Below are 22,733 nucleotides of genomic sequence, written 5' to 3' on the forward strand. Positions count from 1 at the left end.
CGTCGCTTTAGCGACGCTCAAACAGGCTGGCCGCACCGGCGTGGTGCGCCGGACACACTTCGCCGCTGCGCGTCTCCGTCGCCGTGCAACGCGCCCAATACAGGCGTCTGGCCGACGACCAGAGCAGACTCAACTGCCGAACTGCAGTTCAGCGCGCGACTCCGTTCTTGTCGGACTAGGCGAGCTCTGAATCCGACAACAAAGGGCACGACCTTGAGCGAGCGACAGCGAGCTTGTCTGTATTGGGTCCCTTGGGCGTAGCGCCGAGCAGCGGAGTCAGGACGAGAAGAAGCGGCCGGATGTCTGAGCGAAGCGAGTTCCGGCTGCGCTCGTCCTGGCGAGCAGCGCAGGGCACCGATGCGTAGCATCGGCGCAAGACAGGGTGCCTTTTGTTTTGGTTACTTTTATTTTGGGCAAGCAAATAAAAGTGACTCGCACAGCAGTGCGAAACCCCAAGCCAAAATCCGCCTAAAAAGTTAATTCAGAAACCATGACTTTCATGGCATAAGCTTTTCGCAAGCAGTGCGCTAGCGCTCGGCCCTAGTCAGCAAACACCCGCTTCAGTCGTACACCACATTCCTCAAGACACTCACGCGCCACATCAAGCACGCCCGGCATGTTGATGAACCCGTGAATCATCCCCGGGTAATGCAGATGCTCCGACACCGTCCCGTGAGCAAGCAGCTTCTCGTGATAGGCAATGTCCTCGTCACGCAGCGGATCGTAGCCGGCAGAAATCACCAGTGCCGTCGGCAGGCCCGACAGATCCGTGGCGTGTAGCGGCGAGGCATGGGGATCATCGGGATCGACTGGTTCACCGCTGAAATAATGATCCATGAACCAGTCCAGCAACGGGCGCGTGAGCCGATAGCCCTCGGCCAGTTCGGCATGGGAAGCATGACTGCGACTCTTGTCAGTGCCCGGATAGATGAGCAGCTGATACACGAATGACGGTCCGCCGCCATCGCGTGCTTTCAGGCACATCACGGTGGCGAGATTGCCACCGGCACTGTCGCCACCGATGGCGATCCGATCGGCCCGGGCACCGAGCGACGCCGCGTTTTCGGCGATCCAGTTCACCGCGGCCCAGCAGTCGTCGACCGGTTCGGGATAGGGATGCTCCGGCGCCATACGGTAGTCGACCGATACCACGATGCAATCACCACCGAGCGCCAGGTGACGACAGGGTATGTCGTGGCTGTCGCGGCTACCGATGACATAGCCGCCACCGTGGATATAGATGAGCATGGGCAGCGCGTCGCTGCCCGCGTCCCGCGGCGCATAGACACGAAGCGGAATCGGACCGAGCGGCCCGGGCGCCTCGGTATCGCGTACCGAGAAGACCGCAGGCGGCTGGCCGCCGACGATCACAGCGCCTTTTTCATACTGACGGCGCGCCTCGACCGGCGACAACGTTTCCAACGGCGGCAGGCCGCTCTGCTCGGCCGCTTCGAGCACGCTCGCGGCCTGGGGATCGAGTGTCATGGGTGGTCCTTATGCGACAGTCCAGCGCAACGCGCGCTCGCCGACCGTGAATGATGCGACGCTCAACCGAGCCGTTCGAGAAACGATTCGATCGCGGCGTTGACCGGTTCCGGATGGGTGAGATTGGCGGCATGCCCACCACCGGGCACAACCACCAACTCGGCGTTCGGCAGGTTGTCCGCCAGCTGTTCTGCGCGCTCCATCGGAATCGCCATATCGGCATCGCCGTGTACAACCAGCGATGGCTGGTAGATTCGCGATAGCTGATCGGTGATGTCGTCGCGCGAGGCCAGCGTCTGAAACGCTGCGATGAGATTGTGCGCCTGCCAGCCACGCCACTTGTCCTGCCACTCGGCCGTACCCGACCAACCATCGCCGAGAATGATGCCGGCAATCGTGTTCGCAATCTCGTCCGGCAGCCCCTGGGTGGCCCAAGTCTCGATCATCTGTTCGTAGCCCGGCATATTGTCCGGGTTCTCGAGCCCGGCCTGGGTGTCGAGCAGGATCAACGCACGCACACGTTGCGGATGTGTCAATGCGCAGCGCAGCGACAGAAACCCGCCCTGGCTCATGCCGGCGAGGATCGCCGTTTCGATACCCAGGTGATCCAGCAGCGCCGCCAGGTCGTTGGCCGAGTCGTAGTAGCTGAATGCCGCGGGCGGTTCATCACCGGCGGTCTGGCCATGGGCGCGTTCGTCCCAGGCGATGCAGCGATAGCGGTCGCTCAGCGCTTCGACCTGTGGCGCGAACATCTCGCGGTCCATGAGCAGGCCGTGCGAGAACACGATCGCCGGGCCATGCCCGCCGCTGTCCTCGTAATACAGGTTCTGACCGTTCACCGAAGCGACAGGCATCGCAATCTCCTCTTTTCTATTGGTATTTATTCTCGTGACTCGAGATTAGCACCCGTGGCGACCCGGCGCTCGATCGCCTCGGCAAGTCATCTCATTCGTCGCGCATATCCCTATCGACGCTCGAAGAAGAAGAAATCGGCGAAGGAACCGGTCTCGGTTGCGGGATCAAACGGATATCGGTTGGGCACTTGGCGAGTGAGCACCCACTGCGGCCGATGCGCGGCGACCCAATCGGTGAAGACACGATGACGCACATGAGGGGCCTGATCCGGTAATTGTTTCTCACTGTTCGACGCATAGATGATGACGTGATCGTCTGCCGAGTCGAACAGCCGCGCCATGTATGCCTCGAAAACCGGGTCCTCGACGAGGTGATAGACCACATCAAGCGACAGCGTCAGATCGGCACGTTCCCCATCGTAGGCATCCATGCGCTTGAAAGTCTTACTCGTATCACCTGCGAAGCGCGCCTCGCACAGCTCCAGCGCACGATCGCTGACGTCAAAGCCAGTATAGATCGGGTATTCGGCCAGCGAGAGCTGATTGCCGTCGCCACATCCGTACTCGATAACCCGGTCGACACCCTGCTCTTTCACAAACGCATTGAGCACCTCCGCCTTGAACACGGCCAGCTCGTTATACGAACCATCCCCCGAGTTTCTCCCTTTCTCGTAGCGCCGCTCCCAATACCGGCGCGAACCGACAAAGCCGTCGTTCGATTTCACAGCAGTGGTGTTGAGGCGTTTATAAAAAGATCGAATCAAGGGCATCAAAGCTTTCCGTGGTAGGCAACGTTAATGGGAGTCTAGTCGAGCACGAATGTTTCCGGCAGCTTTCAAAGAGGCCAGTCACCACGTTTGTATGCGCGCTTGCAGGCCGTGCTGCAGAAACGCACCTGCGGCCAGTCGCGTGCCCATTTTCGCCGCCACTGGAAGGGCTGCGCGCAGTGCAGGCAGGTCTTGGAAGGCAGGTCGGCCTTCTTGCGCATGCGGGCCATTACTCGAGCGCCTTGTTCGTATGGTGGAGCGGCTTACGCGCTTCGCCGCGATCGCGGATTCCCGCGTTGCGCTTCAGGGGTAGCGCAGCACATCCTCACCATGGAACCGCTGGCCGGTATCCTCGAAACCGTGGCGCTCGTAGAGTCGGCGCGCGGCTTCGTTCTCGGGCGTAAGGCTGATGAGAATCGGCGCATCTTCATGCTCACTTTTCAGCGCATCGATAATGGCGCGCAAGGCCTCGCCGCCATAGCCGCCACCCTGCCAGTCTATATCGATCATGAAACGGGGGATGTTGTATGCGCCGGTGGCAGCAATGAATTCCGTCATCGCGAAACCGATCATGGTGTCGCCAGCATAGATCGCGCGCGGCGTGCATTGGGGCTGCACGTAGGCCTCGGCGAGCGAGTACAGATTGGACGCCACGCGGCTGGCCTGCTCCGGCGACAGCCGCAGGTGGATACAGCGCTGCCAGTTGTGGGTCGTGACCGGATGCAGGCTGATGGGCAGGCGTTCGTCTTGCGTCATCGCAGCATCATTCCATGTCGGCGAAGGCCGATCGATGGAACTCTGCCATCTCGGCGACTTCGGCCACACCGGGCTCGCGCACGGTGGCCGGCTCGCCACCGGCCATCACTTCCAGCACGCGGTGCGTACAGCGCGCCAGCGTATCGGGGTTGTAGCCGCCTTCCAGAGCCATGACCAGCCGGCCGTCACAGTACTTGTCGGCCAGCCGCTGGACGATTCCGGTCAAGGCGCTGTAGCCGTCATAACTCATGTTCAGGCACAGCTCGGTGCGATGCGCATCCATGCCGGCCGAGACCAGAATAAGTTCCGGGTCGAACCATTCGACTGCAGGCACGAGAATATTCTCGAACGCGTTGACGATGGCGAGGTCACCGGCGTCCTCCGGCAGCGGTACGTTCACGGTCGTACCCTCGCCCAAGCCCTCGCCGATTTCTTCCAGGTCGCCGGTGCCGGGATAGAACGGCGCCGCGCGGTGGGTGTCGAAGAACATCACGCTGGGATCAGCCGCGAAGATATCCTGCGTACCGTTGCCGTGGTGGGCATCCCAGTCGATGATCAGCACGCGCTCGATATCCCAGTGGAACTGGGCATGAGCGGCGGCGACGGCGATGTTGTTGAATAGACAGAAACCACGTGCGCGCACGGCATTCGCGTGATGACCGGGCGGTCGGCTGATCACGAACGCGGACTTCGCTTTCTTCTCGAATACCGCATCGACAGCGGCGATCGCCGAACCGGCCGCCACTTCGGCCGCGTCTAGGCTGCCGGCCGAGATCGCCGTGGTATCGACATCGAGCCACGCCTGCTTGCCTTCCAGATCGTAGAGGCTCTCCAGATACGATGAGGTATGAACGCGATTGAGTTGTTCGCGCGTCGCCGCCTGGCCCTTGGCCATCTTCACGCCGGCGATCGGCTCGGCCTGAAGCAGTTCGTTCACTGCGAGCACCCGCCCCGGGTGCTCCGGGTAGCTCCACTTGGCTTCCAGGCCAAGGCCGTCGAGGATGCCGCGGATACGCTTGTTCATGCGTCCGGGCAGGAATTCCTCTGCAGCTTCCGGCCGGTGCGACAGCACCCGCTCATCGTAGATCACCAGCACATCACGATCGCCGATCACGGCATGCACTCCTTGGCAAACATCGGGCAAGCGTAGCAGTCAGCGCGTATGCGGGGACTGCCAAACGTTTCGATGAAAGAATCTCCTCGTCATCCATCTGTCCGATCGACCCGCTTAATTGTCCTTGGCGGCCTGTACGTCGCGCATCGCAAGCGCTGCGCGCATGGTTTCGAGCCGTGGCACGGCCACGCCGTGTTGCTGGGCTATGGCCACCACGTTGCCGAGAATGGCGTCGATCTCCATCGGCCGGCCATTGAGATAATCCAGCGCCATGCTATTGCGATAAGCGGGCATCTTGCGCGTACCGGCAATGTTCTTGTCGATGGCGTCCTCGGGCATCGGGTGCCCGTCCGCAGCCGCGACCGCCACCACTTCGGCCATCATCTCGCGCACCAGCGCCTCGCCGCCCTCGGTGTCGAGCATGGTCACCGTATCCGCACCGCCGGCGAGCACGGACAACGGGTTGAACGGCGTATTCCAGAGGCTCTTGCGCCAGCGCTCGGCAACAACCGATTCCGACAGCTTGATGTTGATGCCGCCAGCTTCGAACAATGCCGCGATCGCACGGCAGTCGTCCGAGATGCCGTCGGGCCAGGTGCCCATGGTCAGCTGGCCGAACGCCTTGTGCTCGATACGGCCCGGCTCGGTGCGGCTGACCGCAATAAAGGCCAGGCAGCTGATCAACGGATTGGCAGGAAACACGTCCGCGACCGCACGCTCGATATCGATACCGTTTTCGATCAACACGATCCGTGTGTGCTCGCCCACCCAGGGCTTGAGCAACGCACCGCGATCGACACCCGGTAGTACCTTCACGCAGCATATGACGTAATCGGGCGCCTGCTCAAGCGTCTCACCGTCGCGATAGACCGCGTCCGGCTGGTAGGACAGGTCGCCAAGCGGGCTGTCGATAGAAAACCCCTTTTCGCGCACCACGTCGTATTCCGAACGCAGCACGACGCTGACATGACAGCCGGCGCGCTTGAGAATTGCGCCGTAGAAACTGCCGATTGCACCCGCACCGACCATGACCACTCGAGTGGCTTCACTCATCGCTATTTCCTTGCATTCTGTTATCCCTGCCCTGCGACTGCCCCGCTAGTTCGAGCAGCCCGCGCCAAGGCCAGGCCGACCAACTGCAGATTACAGCAATCGCCCCCGAAACCGGCGTAAAACCTACCCCCAGCCGGATCGAACCCATAAAAAACGGGTTGCCGGCAGAGGCCGACAACCCGTTGTTCACACCATTCCAATCATTCGATCAGGCGGCTGCGCTTTCCTCGCCCAGCTGATCGATCAGACGATCGAGGTGATAGTTGCGATCCCCCAGATAGTGGTCGATCAGCACGATCCGCTTGGCGTAATGGGAAACCGATGATTCGTCCATCATGCCCATGCCACCGAACAGCTGGATCGCTTCCTCGGCGACGTGGCGACCGGCCTTGCCGACCATGTACTTCGCCGCGGCCAGGCGCTGACGACGCTCGGCTTCCGGCGCCTCCAGCGAACAGGCCGCCCACAGCGTCATGGAGCGCACCTTTTCCAGCGAGATGCGCATGTCGACCATGCGATGCTGCAAGGCCTGGAAGCTGCCGATCGGCACGCCGAACTGCTTGCGCTCCTTGATGTAGTCGAGCGTCAGGTCACAAGCGACTTCCATCGCGCCCGTGGCCTCGGAACACAGCGCAACCACGCCACGATCCAGCGCGTGCTGCAACGGCGCAGCGGCCCCGCCTTCGCTGCCGACCAGTGCATCCGCGCCCACACGCACGTTAGCGAGCGTGATCTCGGCGGCACGGTGGCCGTCGAACGTCGTGTAACCCTCGCGGGAGACGCCTTCGGCATCGCCTGCAACCAGGAAAGCGCTCAGACCATTGGCCGACGGGTTGTCGCCACTGCTGCGCGCGATCACGAGCAGCTGATCGGCGCTATCGCCGCCGAGTACGACCGCTTTCTTGCCGTCGAGCACATAGCCCTCGCCGTCTTTCTTCGCGGTGGTTTCGATCCAGTGCGGATCGTAACGGCCGTCCGGCTCGTAGCAGGCCAAGGCGTAGCGCTGCTCACCGCCGATAATTGCTTCGAGGGCGCCGGCCTTGGTGTCGTCGGGCAGCGCGGCGTCCAGGAAGGTGCCGGCCAGCACGACGCTGGACAGATAGGGCTCGACCACGAGACCGCGACCGAAACCTTCGGCCACGACCATCAGTTCGGCACCGCCGCCGTCGAAACCGCCCGCAGCCTCGGAGAACGGCACGGCCAGCAGACCGAGTTCGGCGAACTGGGCCCAGACGTCCGGCGAATAGCCGGCATCCGACTTGATGATCTTCTCGCGCTGCTCGAAGCCATACTGGTCGGCCACGACGCGGTCGACCATGTCCTTGAGCATCCGCTGCTCGTCGCTATAGGAAAAATCCATCTTGTATTCCTCTTTCCGGCAACCGGCCTACAGGCCCAGGATTGCCTTGGAAATGATGTTCTTCTGAATCTCGTTCGAGCCGCCGAAGATCGACAGCTTGCGCAGATTGAAGTACGTCGACGCCGCGGAGCCGCTGAAGTCCGGACCGATCGCGTCCTCGATGATCTCTTCATCCGGGAACGGCAGCGCATAGGGCCCGGCCAGTTCGCGATACAGGTCCGAGATCTTCTGGCGCACTTCCGTACCCATGATCTTGAGGAACGAGCTTTCCGCGCCCGGCACGCCGCCGGCTTCCGCGGCCGAAACCACGCGCAGGTTGGTCATCTCGACCGCCATCAGCTCGAGTTCCAGCTCGACCAGCTTCTCCGCGACCCGCGGATGCTCGATCAGCGGCTTGCCTTCGGCCTTTTCATTGCGCGCGATCTCCGTGAGATGCGCGAGCGCGGCCTTGGAGATGCCCACGCCGGCGATGCCGGTACGCTCGAAGGTGAGCAGATACTTGGCACAGGTCCAGCCCTTGTTCTCTTCGCCGACCAGGTTCTCGACCGGCACCTTCACGTTGTCGAAGAACACCTCGTTGACTTCATGTGCGCCGTCGAGCGTGATCAGGGGGCGAACGGTCACGCCGGGCGTGTTTTCCATGTCGACCAGCAGGAAGGAAATACCTTCCTGCTTCTTGACCGTGGTGTCCGTGCGCACCAACACGAAGATCATGTTCGCGTGCTGGCCCAGCGTGGTCCACGTCTTCTGGCCGTTGACGATGTAATGATCGCCGTCGCGTTCGGCACGGCACTTCAGGCTGGCCAGGTCCGAACCGGCGCCCGGCTCGGAATAGCCCTGGGCCCACCAGTCTTCGCTCTTGAGAATGCGCGGCAGATAGTAGTCCTTCTGGGCCTGGGTGCCGAACTTGATGATCACCGGGGCGACCATGTTCAGACCGAAGGGCAGAATGCGCGGTGCGCCGGCCTCGGCCGTCTCTTCCTCGAAGATATGCTTCTGGATCGGGCTCCAACCCGGGCCGCCGTGCTCTTCCGGCCAGTTGATCGCCAGCCAGCCTTTTTCGTAGAGCGCGCGCTGCCAGGTGATCATGTCGTCGGGCGAGACGTGTTCGGAAGACTTGACCTTGTCCGAGATGCTCTTGGGCAGCTTCTCGGCGACGAAGGCGCGAACCTCGTCGCGGAAGGCGAGTTCGGCTTCGTTGTATTGAATATCCATCGTGTACTCCGTAATTCAGTCGTTACAGGTCGCCGAACTTGCGACCTTCGCTCGCGAGCTTCTCGAGCAGCGGCGACGGCGCCCATGCCGCATCGCCCGATTCGTCGTGGAACTGCTTGACCTTGGCGTGAATGGCGTCGAGACCGACCTGGTCGGCCCAGAACATCAGGCCGCCGCGATAGACCGGGAAGCCGTAGCCGTAGATCCATACGATATCGACATCCAGCGGACGCATGGCGATGCCTTCCTCGAGGATCTTGGCGCCTTCGTTGACCATCACGTACAGGCAGCGCTCCAGGATTTCCTGATCGCTGACGTCGCGGGTCTCGATGCCCTTTTCCTTTCGGTATTTCTCGATCTCGGCCATGGCCGTATCGGACGGGCGCGGGGTACGATCGCCTTCGGCATAGTCGAACACGCCGCCGCCGGTCTTCTGGCCCCAGCGTTCCTGCTCGGCCAGCGCGTCCATCCAGTCGCGCTCGGGCGCGTTGGCCGGATCGTCTTCACGCAGGCCTTCACGGATACGCCAGCCGACATCGAGGCCGGCCAGATCGGCCATCGCGAACGGGCCCATCGGCAGGCCGAAATCGAACAGCACCTTGTCGACCTGCGACGGCGTGGCGCCTTCGTTGACCAGCTGAACGGCCTGGGCCTGACGCTTGTGCAGGATACGGTTGCCGACAAAGCCGTTGCAGACCCCGACCAGCACGCCGACCTTGCCGATGCGCTTGGACAGGTCCATCACCGTGGCGATGACCTCGTCCGAGGTTGCTTCACCGCGAACGTTCTCGAGCAGCTTCATGACGTTGGCCGGCGAGAAGAAGTGCATGCCGATCACGTCCTGCGGACGCTTGGTCGACTGCGCGATCTCGTTCACGTCCAGCGTGGAGGTGTTGGTGGCCAGGATCGCACCGTCCTTGCAGACGCGATCCAGCTCGCCGAACACCGTCTTCTTGACCTTCATGTTCTCGAACACGGCCTCGATCACGAGATCCACGTCGGACAGGTCGTCATAGGACAGCGAGGTGCTGACCAGTGACATGCATTGCTCGACCTGTTCGCTGGTGATGCGGCCCTTCTTGGCGGTCGCTTCGTAGTTCTTGCGAATGAGCGCCACACCCTTGTCCAGCGCTTCCTGCTTCATCTCCAGCATCTTCACGGGGATGCCCGCTGACAGGAAGTTCATGGCGATGCCGCCGCCCATGGTGCCGGCGCCAATGATGCCGACCTGCTTGATTTCGCGCTTGGGCGTCTCCTTGGAGATGCCGGGCACCTTGCCCACTTCACGCTCGGCGAAGAACACATGACGCTGAGCCGCGGATTCCGGCGAGTTGAGCAGTTCGGTGAACAGCTCGCGCTCGCGCTTCATGCCGGCTTCGAAGCTGGACTCGGTCGCGGCGGCCTGCACGGCCTTGATGCAATGGAACGGGGCCAGGAAGCCGCGCTTCTTGCGCGCGATGGACTTCTCGAACTCGGAGAAGACGTCGTCGCTTTCCTTCTCGACCGGCAGCTCCGAAACCTTGCGGCGCGGGGCGTTGTCGGCAATCAGCTTCTCTGCATAGGCAATCGCTTCGGCTTTCAGATCGCCAGAGACGACATGGTCGACCACGCCCATCTTCTCGAGCTGGGCCGCCTTCATCGGCTTGCCTTCGACGATCGCCTGCATGGCGGCCTTGGCGCCGATCAGACGCGGCAGACGCTGGGTGCCGCCGGCGCCCGGCAGCAGACCGAGATTGACTTCCGGCAGGCCCATCTTCGCCGAGTCCAGGGCCACGCGATAATCGCAGCCGAGGGTGATTTCCATACCGCCACCGAGTGCGGTGCCGTGCACGGCAGCGACGAGGAGCTTCTCGCTGTCTTCGAGCGTCTGCACCACGTCCGGCAGGCCCGGCTCCTGCGGCGGCTTGCCGAACTCGCGGATATCCGCGCCGGCCGGGAAGGTGCGACCGCCGCCGATGATCAGCAGCGCCTTCGCGCCATCATCTGCGATGCCCTTGTCGAGCGCATCCACGATGCCTTGACGCACGGCATGGCCGAGCGCGTTGACCGGCGGATTGTCGACGGTGATGACGCCGACGTCGCCGTCGCGTTCGTAGGAAACCACTTCACTCATAACCACTCCTTCTCTTTGACGGTTGCCGGCCGGCGCGACGGGCGCGCGGGCCGTTACTTGTTCGTTGTCGTCCGGCCGGCTCAGCTGGCCTCCGGCCACTCCTGCTCCTGCAGCGCACGCCACATCACCTTGCCGGTGGGCGAGCGCGGCAGCGTCTCGCACAGTTCGACCACCCGCGGCACTTTATATGCCGCCATGTTTTCGCGACACCATTCGCGAATTTCGTCGGCGCTGGCCTCGCCTTCGTTATTGAGCACCACGCAGGCTTTCACCGTCTCGCCGCGGCGCGGATCCGGCGTGGAGATCACGCAGGCTTCGCGGATCGCCGGATGACGATACATCAGGCTTTCGACCTCGGCCGGCCAGACCTTGTAACCGGATGCGTTGATCATGCGCTTGACGCGATCGACGATGAAGAAATAGCCCTCTTCGTCGTAGTAGCCGATATCGCCGGTGCGAAAGAACTGCTTGCCATCGATGTCGATGAATGCCGACTCGGTCGCTTCCGGACGGCGCCAGTAACCGGTGAAGATCTGCGGGCCCGCAGACACGATCTCGCCGACCTCGTTGGGCCCGAGTTCAGTGAGCTGGTCCGTATCGATGATGCGTGAATCCACATCGAAGACAGGGATCCCCAGACACTGGGGCTTGGGCGCATCGAACGGATTGATATGCGTGCCCGCGATCGTTTCGGACAGGCCGTAGCCTTCGATATAGCGCAGGCCCGTGAGTTTGAGCAGTTTGTCCGACACCGCTTCGGGCATCGCTGCCCCGCCGCCGCTGATGCTTTCCAGACTCGACAGATCGAACGACTCGATCTCCGGATCGGACAGCATGTCGATCGCCATGGTGACAATATTGGTCCAGCGGGTGATGCGATAACGCTCGATCAGCTTGGCTGCAGTCTTGCGCTCCCAGCGCGTCATCAGCACCACGGTCGAGCCGATGAAGATCGGCGCGTTCATGCCGTTCTGCATGCCGGTGACGTGGAAGTACGGCAGGGTCGCCAGCGACCGGCCTTCCGAGGTGCTGCGACTCCAGTAGATACTGTGAACGGCGGTGGCCATCACGCTGCGATGAGTATGCACGCAGCCTTTCGGCGCGCCGGTCGTGCCCGAACTGTAGGGCAGCACGCAGAGATCGTCTGGGCCGGCCTCGTGTGCACTGGGCACATGGCCCGCGTTCAGGGCCTGGCTCCAGGCGACAGCCTTGTCGCTCTCGATCGGCTGGACATCGGCCTGTACTTCCGCGGGCAGATCCAGATCGGTCGGCTCGGTCACGTAGTCGCCATAGGTCGCGACGATGGCGTGCTCGAGCTTGCCGGCATCCAGCAACGGCGCGACGGCCTCGTAGCGTTCCTGGCCACAGATACAGATTGTGGCGTCGGTGTCCTCGACATAATGTTCGAGTTCGACGCTGCGATTCATCGGGTTGACCGGCACAACCGCGGCATCCGCACGCAGAATGGCGTAGTAGCCGACGACGAACTGCGGCGCGTTCTGCATGAACAGCAGCACACGATCGCCGCGTTTGACGCCCTTGGACTGCAGATAGCCGGCCAGCGCGCAGACCTGGGCATCGAGTTCGCGATAGCTCAGCGGCGTGTCGTAGTAGACGATGGCCGGGCGATCCGGGTAGCGGCGCGCAGAAATCTCGAGATTGGTATAGAGACTGGTCTGTGGCAGCGCCAGCGTATGCGGCAGATTGGCGGGCCAGACGGCATGATGCCGATCGAACATGACGATTATCTCCTCGTTTTCACGACTGCCACCGGGCTCGCACTCTCGAACGGTGCGATTGCCGACTGGCTTGAAAATTGGCGTCCGGCAAAGCCCATCGGGCGCTGCGTCAACGCGGCACGGCGACGGCCCGTCCCGGGCTAGTCACCTCGAGTCTGAAACAGTGTTTCGTTTTAACAGCGGCTTTTTTACTCCGCGTGATCGCTGATGTCCAGTCGCCACCCGCCGTCCGCGGCCCGGCGTTCGAACGCACGTTCATCACAGCGACTGCCATGCAGCGGCGTGGCCGAGACATAGCCATCGCGCAATGCGACCACGTCTGCATCCGGATCCACCACCGTGGTGGTGTCGCGCTCGAAGCCCAGCCAGTGATAATCCAGCCCGCGGCCGTCCGCGCCGTCTATCAACTGCGGCGCCACGATCGCCCCGCCCGCCTGGCGGGTAAAGCGCAGACCGCGCACCTCCGACGGGTCGAGCATCGGGAAATTGATGTTCCAGCAGCAACGGCCTTCGGCCTCTCTCGCGGCCCAGAGCCGAGCCACGGCTTCGACTGCAAATGCTTCGGTGGCGGCGAAGTCGAGTGCGCTTCGATCGTGGAACGCCTGGCTCAAAGCAACCGCCGGGAGTCCCAGATGGTCGGCCGCGAGCACTGCGCCGACGGTGCCGGAATACATTACCGAGTCCGACAGATTCGCGCCCCAGTTCACGCCGGAGAGCACCAGATCGGGCGGGCTGTCTCGTAACCACTTCGCCATGGCCACCATCACGCAGTCGGCCGGCGTGCCGGTCAACGCATAGCGGCGCGAGCCGTACTCGGTTACCCGCAACGGGTGATGCATGGAAATGCCCTGGCCGACGCCGCTCTGGTCGGCCATCGGCGCCACCACCCAGACCTCGTCGGCGAGCTCGGCGGCGAGGCGTTCGATCACCGCCAGGCCAGGGGCATCGATGCCGTCGTCGTTGGTTACGAGTACGCGACCTATCTTGTTCATGGGCATCCGGGCTTCATGGGCATCGTCTGCTGTTCAGGAAAAACTGTGCGGCCTTCAATCGTGGGCACGCGCCACGGCCCAGCCACGCTCGGCAATCAAGCCGGCGCGCCGACCGACATCAAGCGCATCGCTATTGCTGGCATTGCCCTGCACTGCGCGCGCATACACGCCCTGCAGAATCGCCGCCGTACGGAACAGCGAAAAGGCCACGAAGACTGGCCACTCGTCAATGCCGGCAATCCCGCGACGCTCGCAGTACCGGGCCAGCTGGGATTCCTCGCTGGGGATGCCGTGCGCCGCGAGATCCAGGCCTTCGATACCGCGCACGCCCTTCACGCCGTAAGGCAGATAATAAGGCATGCAGGCATAGGCCAGATCCGCGATCGGATGACCGATCGTGGCCAGTTCCCAGTCGAGAATCGCGGCAACCGACGTCGAATCCGGCGCCAGCAACAGGTTGCCGATACGGAAATCACCGTGTGCGATCGCCGGCCGGGTATCGGCCGGGATATGGTCGGTCAGCCACCGGCCGAGGGCATCCATCGCCGGATCAGTCTCTGTCGCCGAGGCTTCGTACTGGCCACGCCAGCGCTTGATCTGGCGTTCGACATAGCCGTTCGGCCGACCAAATTCGGATAGCCCGACCTCGTCGACATCGACCGCGTGCAGTGCGGCCAGCGTATCCACCAGCGAATGGTAGACGCCGGCACGCTCATCCGTGCCGAGTTCCGGCAGCGCCGGATCGCCGAATACCCGGCCGGGCACGTAATCCATTACGTAGAACGGCGTGCCGATGACATCGGCATCCTCGCAATGGACATGCATACGCGGCACAGGCACGTCGGGCGCGTCGGCGAGTGCCGACATCACCTTGTACTCGCGATCGATACGATGCGCCGACGGCAGGATCTTGCCCGGCGGCTGCTTGCGCAGCACGTAATGGCGCGGCGCATCGGCCGTGCCGGTCGCCAGGAAGAACGTGGGATTCGACTGGCCACCCTGGAACTGGCTCACTTCGAGCGCGCCGTCCAGCAGGCCGTGATCGTTCAGATATTTTTCCAGCGCTGCGAGATCGAAGCGATGCGCTTCGCGTATGGCCACGATCTCGGGCGCGCCGGCTTGATCGCCAGACGCCATATCAGCAGATGGTTTCGCCGCCATCGGCGACGAGCGTCTGGCCGGTGACATAGGCGCTGGCAGGCGTCGCCAGGAACATCGCCACGCCCGCGATATCCACCGGCTCGCCGATACGCCGTACCGGCGTGCGCTGCTCGGCCTGTTCGAGACGCTTCGGATCCTCGACCAGGGCCTTGGCGAAGTCGGTGCGGACCAGACCCGGCGCGATGGCATTTACGCGGATGTTCTTCGGCCCCCATTCGACGGCCAGATTGCGCACCAGCGCGGCTTCGGCTGCCTTGGATACGCCGTAGGCGCCGATGACGGTGTTGCCACGCATGCCGGCGATCGAAGACAGCACGATGACGTTACCGCCGCCCTGCTTGGCCATGTCGGGCAGGACCATGTTGCACAGCCAGAACGTGCCGCGCACGTTGGTTTCCATGATCTTGTCCCAGGCTTCGTCCGACAGTTCGGCCGTGGTGCCATAGACCGGGTTGGTCGCGGCATTGCAGACCAGGACGTCGATCTGGCCGTAGACTTCCTTGGTCTTGTCGACCAGATTCTGCAGGTCTTCCTTCTTGCCGACATGACAGGCAATCGCCGTGGCGTCGTAGCCGGCAGCGCGCAGTTCTTCGGCGACCGGCTCGCAGGCCTCGGGCTTGCGGCTGGAAATCACGACCTTGGCGCCATGAGCGGCCATCTGCTCGGCGATGGCCTTGCCGATACCGCGGCTGGAGCCAGTGATGACCGCGACCTTGCCGTTCAGATCAAAAAGACTGGACATGGGGTTCTCCTCTCGATTCGGGGCAGGTGCCGGCCACGATCGGACCGGCACGCTTTTCTTCGGTTTATCAGCCGCGGGCGGCGCGCTGGCGACGCAGCTCGAGCTTGGCGATGCTGTCGAGATGCACCTCGTCGGGGCCATCAGCCAGACGCAGGGTGCGGACATTCGCCCAGGCCGAGGCCAGGAAGCTGTCCTGACACACGCCCATGGCGCCATGGGCCTGGATCGCGCGGTCGATGACGTTGAGCGCCATTTCCGGAGCGATCACCTTGATCATGGCGATTTCCTGGCGGGCTTCCTTGTTGCCCACCTCGTCCATCATCTTGGCGGCCTTGAGCGTGAGCAGACGGGCCTGCTCGATCTCGATACGCGAGCGCGCAATGTTCTTGCGGATCGAATCGAACTCGGAAATCTTGCGGCCGAAGGCTTCACGGCTCTCGACGCGTTCGCACATCGCTTCCAGCGCGCGCTCGGCCAGGCCGATGGTGCGCATGCAGTGATGGATACGGCCCGGACCAAGACGGCCCTGGGCAATCTCGAAACCGCGGCCTTCGCCCAGCAGCAGGTTCTCGGCCGGCACGCGCACGTTGTCGTAGTGAATCTCGGCGTGGCCCTTGGGCGCATGGTCGTAGCCGAATACGTGCAGCGGCCGCTCGATCTTCACGCCGGGGGTATCCAGCGGCACGAGGATCATCGACTGCTGGCGATGCTTCTCGGCGGTCGGGTCGTTCTTGCCCATGACGATGGCGATCTTGCAGTTGCGCGCCATCGCACCCGAGGACCACCACTTGCGGCCGTTGACGATGTACTCGTCGCCGTCGCGCTTGATCTCGGTGGCGATGTTGGTCGCGTCCGAGGAGGCCACGTCCGGCTCGGTCATCGAGAAGCACGACTTGATCTTGCCGTCGAGCAGCGGCTCCAGCCATTCCTTCTGCTGCGCTTCGCTGCCGTAGCGGGCCAGCACTTCCATGTTGCCGGTATCCGGTGCGCTGCAGTTGAACACGATCGGCGCGATCGCCGAACGGCCCATGATCTCGCACAGATGGGCATAATCGTAGTTCGACAGGCCCGCGCCATATTCGCTTTCCGGCAGGAACAGATTCCACAGGCCTTCGGCTTTGGCCTTGGCCTTGAGCTCTTCCATGATCGGCGGCCAGGCCCAGCGGTCGTCGCTTTCGTCGTGCTGCTGCTTGTAGACCGCTTCGGCCGGATACACGTGTGCGTCCATGAACGCGAGTAGCCGGGAATGTAGATCCTCGGCTTGCTTGGATAGCGCCAGCATGGCATCTCCTCTTTGTCGGGCTGTCGTGCGCCGGGCCGATGGCAGGGCCGATCGTGCCCGGCGTGTTGTTATCGAAGCAGAAAACTGACACAGCGCTGAAAGGTCGTCAATTTATTGAAACGGCGTTTCACGCTGTGTGTGAACGCTTGATTCCGCTTCGTTTGGGCCACCCTCGCCGCAAGGCATACGCCTTCTACCGCCTGGGTCGCGCTCGAAACCGAACGATCGTTCACCGCCGAAGCCTACGCCTATTCGCAGCGCAATTCGACTGTTTTCTATTACCCGGTTAACGGCCGGCCGGCACGCTGTGAATGTCGCCCATCCGCAAACCCCGGGCGCGCGCTAGCGACGCGCACACGGCCACATCCCGCGCGCTGCGCGAATCGGGATACAGCCAAGGATCGCACCGACGCCGGACGGCGTCGCGCGCTTATTCGTCGATCGGAAGACCTTCCGGGCCTTCGCAGCCGCTGCGCAGCCGGTAGGTGCCCTCGCCCATCGCCAGCAGGCGGTCGTGCGAATCCACGATATCGACACTGGAATTGAAGATGCGGCTGCCCCCGGCTCGACGCCGGCCGACCGCACGCACATGGCCCTCGCTGACCTGACCGGTAAACGTCGTGGTCATGGACAGCGTGATTGCCTTGCGGATGCGCCCGGGATACGGGCAATAGCTGCCGGCCGCTGCACCCGCTATATCGAGCAGCGACGCCAGGATGCCGCCGTGAAGCACGCCGGCGAGATTCAGATGCCAGTCCTGAATTTCCAGACCGAGCACCGCGCGCTCCGGCTCCCATTCGAGAAACTCGAAGCCCAGATGCGCAGCAAAGCCGCGGTCGTAGCGCGCATTGGCATGATCGAGGGTGAAGGCCGTGTCCTGCGCCCCACCATTGCGGTCGTCTTCGGATTGCGACGGCGAACCGCCGCCTGCGATGTTGTCAGTCACCACCCACCACGAGTTGTCGAACCTGATCCACCACCTCTTTGAGGCGTGGGCCGAGGTTTTCGATCATGACTTCTCGCGTGAGTCTTTGCGAGGCGCCGCCACAATTGAACGACATCACCCGCTGGCCGTTCTCGAGCACCAGCGGCACGCCGACGCCGCTGATATCGCGGCTCCAGGTGCTTTCGGTCATACAGAAGCCGTAGCGTTCGTAGTCGGCATAGGCCCTTTCGAGCAGCGGCTCGATTTCCGACCATGGCACACGCGACTCCTCACGGATCTTTTCGTAGTAGACCTCACGGTCGGCTTCGTCGTGCGCTGCCAGAAAGGCCAGCCCCATCGACGACAGCGCCATCGGCACGCGCGAGCCGACCTGCAGACGCAGGATCAGCGGTCCCTTGCCCTGGCAGGTATGGGTATAGGTGAGATGGGCGCCTTCCGGCACGCCGATCGCGACCATGCAATCGGTGGCATCGGCCAGGTCCTGCATGAACGGCTGGGCGATACCGCCCACGCCCTCGCTGGCCAGATACCGATAGCCGAGATCCAGCACGCGCGGCCCGAGGCGATACTTCTCGAGATGCGGCATGTACAGCAGATAACCCAGATGCGTCAGCGTTGCCGTCAGGCGCGAGACGGTGGGGCGTGGGATATCCGTGCGCTTGGCCAGTTCTGCATTGCCCAGATACTCGGCCGCATCACCAAAACAACGCAGCAGTTCGAGGCCACGCGCGAGCGCCGTGACGTAGTTATGGCCCTTGTTCTGATCCGGGCCATCGGCTAACTGTGTCTTTCGCATCGTATCTTGCTCCCCGAAGCATTATTTTCCTGTCGCGTCGGCCGTGCAAGCACGATCCCGCGTAAATTTCATTCTTCTATCGTGAGACGGCATCCGATCCGCGCGGCGGCGCCGGCACTCGGTAGCCCGCAGCCATGCGCAAGCCCGACCCGCCGACCCCCAAGCCGCCGTGTATCGGTTACCGAGTCGAGACATTAGGCACTTTCCCATGCACGTGCCATACCGAAAAAGTCGCAGTTGACACGGACGCTCCGAAAAAGGGTACAGATTTTTTATAAAACACTGTTTCTAAATTTTTTTATTATTTCGGGAAATCGCCGTTGAATGTGCACATCGAGGCGCACCGAGCGCTTTAGTGCTTCCGGGTCGGGAAACTGCGCCGTATTCTGCGCAGCTGCAACATTCATGCATCAAATTCAATGCAGCGAGCTGTTTGCCGACCGAACAGCGTAACCGCGCTGATCGGCGCGCCCGCGGCACTTCCACACGGGCGCAACCACCCGCAATATCCGCTCAGGCGTCCACGGCACGGCGTGCCTGCGCGAGCCGATACAACGGCCAGTAGGCGATCACGAAAAGCAGCGCGAGCGCCATGAACGCGTAATCGAACCCCGCTTCGTACACCGCGGCCGGGTCGAGACCGGGATGACGCATCCGCGCGAAGTCGCTGGTGTACTGGGCAAGTACCGCGCAGAGATTGACACCCAGCGCGCCGCCGATCTGTCGCCCGAAGTTGATGATGCCGGAGCCGCGATCGAGCTGACCGTCCTCAAGCACGGTAAGACTGGCGGTAGTGACCGGCGGCATCATCAGCCCGACGCCAAGGCGCCCGAACAGCGTCCAGATCACAAGCCAAGCAATCGCGGTCGTGGTCTCTGACAGGCTCAGCAGCACCATACTGGCGATGAAGAAAGCCAGCCCCACGCTGACCATGCGCGAGATCGGCACCCGGTCGGAAAGATGCCCGGCGACCGGAAAGACAAATGCCATGGCCAGGCCTGCCGGCACCAGCATCATGCCGGCCGCCGACGCGCTCATGCCTGCCGACTGCTGGAAATACAGGGGCGCCAGATAGGTGCTGGCGAACAGGCCTGCGCCCATCACGATCGACAGCGCAAAGCCGCCCGTAAATCCCGGCCGCCGAAACAAAGACAGGTCCAGTAGCGGCTCGCGGCAGCGGCGCTGCCAGACTACAAAAACGACAGCCAGCACCAGGCCTGCCACCAACACGCCATCGAGCAGCGGATCGAGCACGCCTCGCCGGTGCAGCGAAGCAACAGCCCATAACAGGGCCACCAGCGACAGGCTCAACAACACGAGCCCGCCCCAGTCCAGCGCGACCCGCCGGTCATCATGCCGTCCGGGCAGAAACCGCCATGCCATGCCCATCGCCAACGCACAGGCCGGCATCACGGCAAAGAACGTCGCGCGCCAGGAAATGACGTCCACCAGCACGCCGCCGAGCGCCGGCGCGATCGCCGGGCCCAGAATCACGCCCATGCCGTAGATGCCCATCGCCTGACCGCGACGATGCACTGGAAAGACCTGAAATATCACGATCAGCGCATGCGGCTGAATCATGCCGGCAGTCAGCCCCTGCAAGGCCCGGGCCCCGACCAGCACGCCGAAATCGCCGCTCAACCCACCGATGAGCGAGGCGATGATGAAGCCCGCCATGGCCAGCGCGAAAGCGCGCCGGGAACCGAACCGGGCAACCGCCCAGGCGTTGAGGAGCATGCCGACCGTCATCGCAGCCAGAAAGCCGGTCGCCAGCCAGTGCACCTCGTCCTGGGCGACGCCGAAACGACCCATGATCGCCGGGACCGCGACGTTGATAATCGTCGCTGCCAGCACCACCGAGAACGTGCCCAGCATCACCGTAGCGGTGACATACCACTTGTAGGCGCTGCCGTAGTGGGCGATCAGGCCCTCGATGGTGCGCTGGTTGTCCGGCGTTGCGTTCACCCGCGGATACTAGCCTCGCGTCGGGTCGGGGGCGACCTGGACCAATAGTTTGCCGCGATTGCGCCCCTGCAGCAGACCCTGGAATGCGTCGACCGCGTTCTCAAGGCCGTCGACGATATCTTCCTGATAACGCACTTCACCGGAACGTACCCAAGCGCTCATATCGCGCTGGAAATCACCGTAGCGGTGCTTGAAATCAAACTGGATGAAGCCCTGCACACGCAGCCGCTTGACCAGTACCTGGCCCATGAACGCCACGAGCCGATCCGGGCCGGGCGGCGCTTCGCTGTCGTTGTAGTGGGCGATGCGCCCGCAGACCGGAATTCGGGCGAAGTCGTTGAACAGCCCCCGTACCGTGTCGAAGACCACGCCACCAACATTCTCGAAATAGACGTCGACCCCGTCCGGACAGGCTGCCGCGAGCTGATCGGCGAAATCGTCTTCCTTGTAGTTCACACAGGCATCGAAGCCGTAGGCATCGACCACGTGCCGGCACTTGTCTTCGGCGCCGGCGATGCCGACCACACGACAGCCCTTGATCTTCGCAATCTGGCCGACGATCTGGCCGACCGCCCCGGCAGCGGCAGAGACGACAACGGTTTCGCCGGCCTTGGGCGCGCCGATCTCGTCGAGCCCCGAGTAAGCCGTGAAACCAGTCATGCCGAGCACGCCTACCGCGGTGCTGATCGGTGCGTTGTCCGGATCGAGCTTGCGCAGCGTGGTGGCCGACTGCACGGCATATTCCTGCCAGCCGCCGTGGGCAAGCACGTAGTCACCGACCGCGAAACCGTCGTTGTTCGATTCCACGACCTCGCCCACCGTCGCACCTTCCATCACTGCGCCTTCGGCCACGCTCGCGGCATAGGACTTGGCGGCACTCATGCGGCCACGCATGTAGGGGTCCAACGACATGTAGATGGTCTTGACGAGCACCTCGCCCTCACCGGGGCTGGGCATCGCGCCGTCCTGCAATTGCAGGTGGGTTTCATCGGGCATGCCTTGCGGACGCTGCGCAAGAATAATCTGGCGATTGACAGTCATATCTGAAGCTCCTGAATAATAACGATCGCGGCCTGATACCGCGGCCGTCTGCAAAAAGTGTCCCGCAAAGAAAACAGGGGCACCGAAGTGCCCCTGAATTGCGGGAGCGTCCCCTTGGGACTCTATTCGGCGTCGATCTCCGAGATCTTGCGCAGTTCTACCTTACCGTCCATGACTTCGGCGATTTCGACGTCAACCGCGAGGTTGCCGCTGTCGCTGATGTCCTTGACTTCGTAGGGGTTGTGCTCCGTTGCGACGTTGCCCAACGCGGCCGGAATAGCCGCACGGATCGCCTTCGCATCCTCCACACTGCCGGCCTCTTCCATGGCCTTGGCCACGAGATGCATGGCGAAGTAGTTGTAGGCGGTTTCCGAAGTCGGCACGCCGTCGTGATCCTTCTCGTAGAGTTCCACGAAATCGGCCGCACCGGGGTTATCGGAGTAGACCAGCGGGGTCACGCCCACGCCGCCCTCGACCGCTTCCATGCCGCCAGCGACCTTGGCCACTTCATCGATCTTGGCCTGATCCATGATCACGAAGCCGCCTTCGAAGCCCAGTTCACGCGCCTGGCGCACGACCAGACCGGTCGGCTCGGAGGCGCCGCCCACGAACAGCACGTCGGGATCGGCGGCCAGCACCTTGCTCACGCCGGTGTAGAAATCCGCGGACTTGTTGTAGTCCATCGGATTGCTGGCGACGACTTCACCGCCGGCGGCTTCCCAGGCCGGCACGAAGGCCTTGGTCCAGTACTTGGCGTAGTCGTGGGTGGCATTGGCCACGCCGAGCTTCTTGCCGTAGCGATCCATGGTGAGCTTGGTGAACGGCTTCACGTAGTCGGTGAAATTCGGCGGAATCTTGACCGTCAGCTCGTTGCCCTTCTCGGTGACCGAGGGGATCGAGGTATAGGACATGACCAGGAAGCCATCACGCTCGTTGAAGGCCTGCAGCGCGAAGGTGCCGCCTGAGTGCGGAGTGAACACGATCGGCGTGCTGTACTGCTGCACCAGACGCTTGCCGTTCACGGCAGCACGGCTGGGCGAATACATGTCGTCGAGGCTTACGATGTTGATCTCGTACTGGGTGCCGTCGACATCGACGCCGCCGCCGGCGTTGATCTCTTCAGCGGCCATGCGCAGGCCTTCCAACGTGTTTTCGCCGTAGAGCGCGGCGCCGCCGGACAGCGGCCCGGTGAAACCGATATTGACCTTCTCCGCGGCCTGAACCGCACCGACCATACCCATGGCCAGAGCCGTGGCAACTGCTGCCCGGCGAACCGTCTTCTTAAATGTCATCTTTATCTCCCCTCGTTTTATACGGGTTGGGTTGCTACAGCTCGTGGGTCACGAGATTTC

At 62.8% G+C, this 22,733-nt stretch carries 20 protein-coding genes; all 20 read right to left on the reverse strand.

The annotated features are described in order from the left end of the window. Positions 1-540: 540 nt before the first annotated feature. The gene (gene lipP1, locus SADO_RS11890; RefSeq protein ID WP_353111617.1) at positions 541-1,485 is read right to left on the reverse strand and encodes a LipP1 family hormone-sensitive lipase; all 945 of its coding nucleotides are present in this window, start codon (positions 1,483-1,485) and stop codon (positions 541-543) included. Positions 1,486-1,547: 62 nt separating this feature from the next. Further along, positions 1,548-2,339 carry an alpha/beta fold hydrolase gene (locus SADO_RS11895; protein ID WP_353111619.1) on the reverse strand — a complete coding sequence of 264 codons (792 nt, stop codon included), beginning with the start codon at positions 2,337-2,339 and terminating at the stop codon, positions 1,548-1,550. A 110-nt stretch (positions 2,340-2,449) separates the two neighbouring features. Then, the gene (locus SADO_RS11900) at positions 2,450-3,109 is read right to left on the reverse strand and encodes a class I SAM-dependent methyltransferase (RefSeq protein ID WP_353111621.1); all 660 of its coding nucleotides are present in this window, start codon (positions 3,107-3,109) and stop codon (positions 2,450-2,452) included. Positions 3,110-3,174: 65 nt separating this feature from the next. Further along, positions 3,175-3,336: a DUF2256 domain-containing protein gene (locus SADO_RS11905; RefSeq protein ID WP_353111623.1), complete on the reverse strand. Its 162-nt coding sequence runs from the start codon at positions 3,334-3,336 to the stop codon at positions 3,175-3,177. A gap of 73 nt (positions 3,337-3,409) precedes the next feature. Further along, complete coding sequence (locus tag SADO_RS11910) at positions 3,410-3,862, reverse strand: GNAT family N-acetyltransferase (RefSeq protein WP_353111625.1); 453 nt, start codon at positions 3,860-3,862, stop codon at positions 3,410-3,412. A 7-nt stretch (positions 3,863-3,869) separates the two neighbouring features. After that, positions 3,870-4,976: a histone deacetylase family protein gene (locus tag SADO_RS11915; protein WP_353111627.1), complete on the reverse strand. Its 1,107-nt coding sequence runs from the start codon at positions 4,974-4,976 to the stop codon at positions 3,870-3,872. A 114-nt stretch (positions 4,977-5,090) separates the two neighbouring features. Further along, on the reverse strand, positions 5,091-6,029 hold the full coding sequence (locus SADO_RS11920; protein WP_353111629.1) for a ketopantoate reductase family protein: 939 nt from the start codon (positions 6,027-6,029) through the stop codon (positions 5,091-5,093). A 208-nt stretch (positions 6,030-6,237) separates the two neighbouring features. Continuing rightward, entirely contained in the window at positions 6,238-7,389 is a 1,152-nt protein-coding gene (locus SADO_RS11925) for an acyl-CoA dehydrogenase family protein (protein ID WP_353111631.1), read from the reverse strand. Positions 7,390-7,416: 27 nt separating this feature from the next. Continuing rightward, positions 7,417-8,604 carry an acyl-CoA dehydrogenase family protein gene (locus SADO_RS11930; RefSeq protein ID WP_353111633.1) on the reverse strand — a complete coding sequence of 396 codons (1,188 nt, stop codon included), beginning with the start codon at positions 8,602-8,604 and terminating at the stop codon, positions 7,417-7,419. 22 nt (positions 8,605-8,626) lie between these two features. Then, positions 8,627-10,717, reverse strand: coding sequence for a 3-hydroxyacyl-CoA dehydrogenase NAD-binding domain-containing protein (locus SADO_RS11935; protein WP_353111635.1), 2,091 nt, complete (start codon positions 10,715-10,717; stop codon positions 8,627-8,629). 80 nt (positions 10,718-10,797) lie between these two features. Next, a complete protein-coding gene (locus SADO_RS11940; protein WP_353111637.1) occupies positions 10,798-12,456 on the reverse strand; it encodes a long-chain fatty acid--CoA ligase in 1,659 nt (552 codons plus the stop codon). Between the two features lie 188 nt (positions 12,457-12,644). Continuing rightward, positions 12,645-13,448: a 5'/3'-nucleotidase SurE gene (gene surE, locus SADO_RS11945; RefSeq protein WP_353111639.1), complete on the reverse strand. Its 804-nt coding sequence runs from the start codon at positions 13,446-13,448 to the stop codon at positions 12,645-12,647. Positions 13,449-13,502: 54 nt separating this feature from the next. Next, a complete protein-coding gene (locus tag SADO_RS11950) occupies positions 13,503-14,585 on the reverse strand; it encodes a phosphotransferase family protein (RefSeq protein ID WP_353111641.1) in 1,083 nt (360 codons plus the stop codon). 1 nt (position 14,586) lies between these two features. Further along, positions 14,587-15,351: an SDR family NAD(P)-dependent oxidoreductase gene (locus SADO_RS11955; RefSeq protein ID WP_353111643.1), complete on the reverse strand. Its 765-nt coding sequence runs from the start codon at positions 15,349-15,351 to the stop codon at positions 14,587-14,589. A 67-nt stretch (positions 15,352-15,418) separates the two neighbouring features. After that, positions 15,419-16,633 carry an acyl-CoA dehydrogenase family protein gene (locus SADO_RS11960; protein WP_353111645.1) on the reverse strand — a complete coding sequence of 405 codons (1,215 nt, stop codon included), beginning with the start codon at positions 16,631-16,633 and terminating at the stop codon, positions 15,419-15,421. 430 nt (positions 16,634-17,063) lie between these two features. Beyond that, positions 17,064-17,450 (reverse strand): PaaI family thioesterase, encoded by a 387-nt coding sequence (locus tag SADO_RS11965; RefSeq protein WP_353111829.1) that lies wholly within the window; start codon positions 17,448-17,450, stop codon positions 17,064-17,066. A gap of 121 nt (positions 17,451-17,571) precedes the next feature. Next, positions 17,572-18,375 (reverse strand): IclR family transcriptional regulator, encoded by an 804-nt coding sequence (locus tag SADO_RS11970; protein ID WP_353111647.1) that lies wholly within the window; start codon positions 18,373-18,375, stop codon positions 17,572-17,574. A gap of 513 nt (positions 18,376-18,888) precedes the next feature. Next, positions 18,889-20,340, reverse strand: coding sequence for a DHA2 family efflux MFS transporter permease subunit (locus SADO_RS11975; RefSeq protein ID WP_353111649.1), 1,452 nt, complete (start codon positions 20,338-20,340; stop codon positions 18,889-18,891). A gap of 9 nt (positions 20,341-20,349) precedes the next feature. Next, positions 20,350-21,381, reverse strand: a complete 1,032-nt coding sequence (gene curA, locus SADO_RS11980; RefSeq protein WP_353111651.1) for an NADPH-dependent curcumin/dihydrocurcumin reductase — start codon at positions 21,379-21,381, stop codon at positions 20,350-20,352. Between the two features lie 122 nt (positions 21,382-21,503). Then, positions 21,504-22,673, reverse strand: coding sequence for an ABC transporter substrate-binding protein (locus SADO_RS11985; RefSeq protein ID WP_353111653.1), 1,170 nt, complete (start codon positions 22,671-22,673; stop codon positions 21,504-21,506). Positions 22,674-22,733: the final 60 nt, after the last annotated feature.

The organism is Salinisphaera dokdonensis CL-ES53 (assembly GCF_040361215.1).
Taxonomy (GTDB): domain Bacteria; phylum Pseudomonadota; class Gammaproteobacteria; order Nevskiales; family Salinisphaeraceae; genus Salinisphaera; species Salinisphaera dokdonensis.

Coding starts and splice junctions, on each gene's coding strand:
- SADO_RS11955 (WP_353111643.1), bottom strand. CDS start 15,351: ATGTCCAGTCTTTTTGATCTGAACGGCAAGGTCGCGGTCATCACTGGC.
- SADO_RS11905 (WP_353111623.1), bottom strand. CDS start 3,336: ATGGCCCGCATGCGCAAGAAGGCCGACCTGCCTTCCAAGACCTGCCTG.
- SADO_RS11935 (WP_353111635.1), bottom strand. CDS start 10,717: ATGAGTGAAGTGGTTTCCTACGAACGCGACGGCGACGTCGGCGTCATC.
- SADO_RS11985 (WP_353111653.1), bottom strand. CDS start 22,673: ATGACATTTAAGAAGACGGTTCGCCGGGCAGCAGTTGCCACGGCTCTG.
- lipP1 (WP_353111617.1), bottom strand. CDS start 1,485: ATGACACTCGATCCCCAGGCCGCGAGCGTGCTCGAAGCGGCCGAGCAG.
- SADO_RS11910 (WP_353111625.1), bottom strand. CDS start 3,862: ATGACGCAAGACGAACGCCTGCCCATCAGCCTGCATCCGGTCACGACC.
- SADO_RS11900 (WP_353111621.1), bottom strand. CDS start 3,109: ATGCCCTTGATTCGATCTTTTTATAAACGCCTCAACACCACTGCTGTG.
- SADO_RS11925 (WP_353111631.1), bottom strand. CDS start 7,389: ATGGATTTTTCCTATAGCGACGAGCAGCGGATGCTCAAGGACATGGTC.
- SADO_RS11930 (WP_353111633.1), bottom strand. CDS start 8,604: ATGGATATTCAATACAACGAAGCCGAACTCGCCTTCCGCGACGAGGTT.
- SADO_RS11950 (WP_353111641.1), bottom strand. CDS start 14,585: ATGGCGTCTGGCGATCAAGCCGGCGCGCCCGAGATCGTGGCCATACGC.
- SADO_RS11960 (WP_353111645.1), bottom strand. CDS start 16,633: ATGCTGGCGCTATCCAAGCAAGCCGAGGATCTACATTCCCGGCTACTC.
- surE (WP_353111639.1), bottom strand. CDS start 13,448: ATGAACAAGATAGGTCGCGTACTCGTAACCAACGACGACGGCATCGAT.
- SADO_RS11940 (WP_353111637.1), bottom strand. CDS start 12,456: ATGTTCGATCGGCATCATGCCGTCTGGCCCGCCAATCTGCCGCATACG.
- curA (WP_353111651.1), bottom strand. CDS start 21,381: ATGACTGTCAATCGCCAGATTATTCTTGCGCAGCGTCCGCAAGGCATG.
- SADO_RS11895 (WP_353111619.1), bottom strand. CDS start 2,339: ATGCCTGTCGCTTCGGTGAACGGTCAGAACCTGTATTACGAGGACAGC.
- SADO_RS11970 (WP_353111647.1), bottom strand. CDS start 18,375: ATGCGAAAGACACAGTTAGCCGATGGCCCGGATCAGAACAAGGGCCAT.
- SADO_RS11920 (WP_353111629.1), bottom strand. CDS start 6,029: ATGAGTGAAGCCACTCGAGTGGTCATGGTCGGTGCGGGTGCAATCGGC.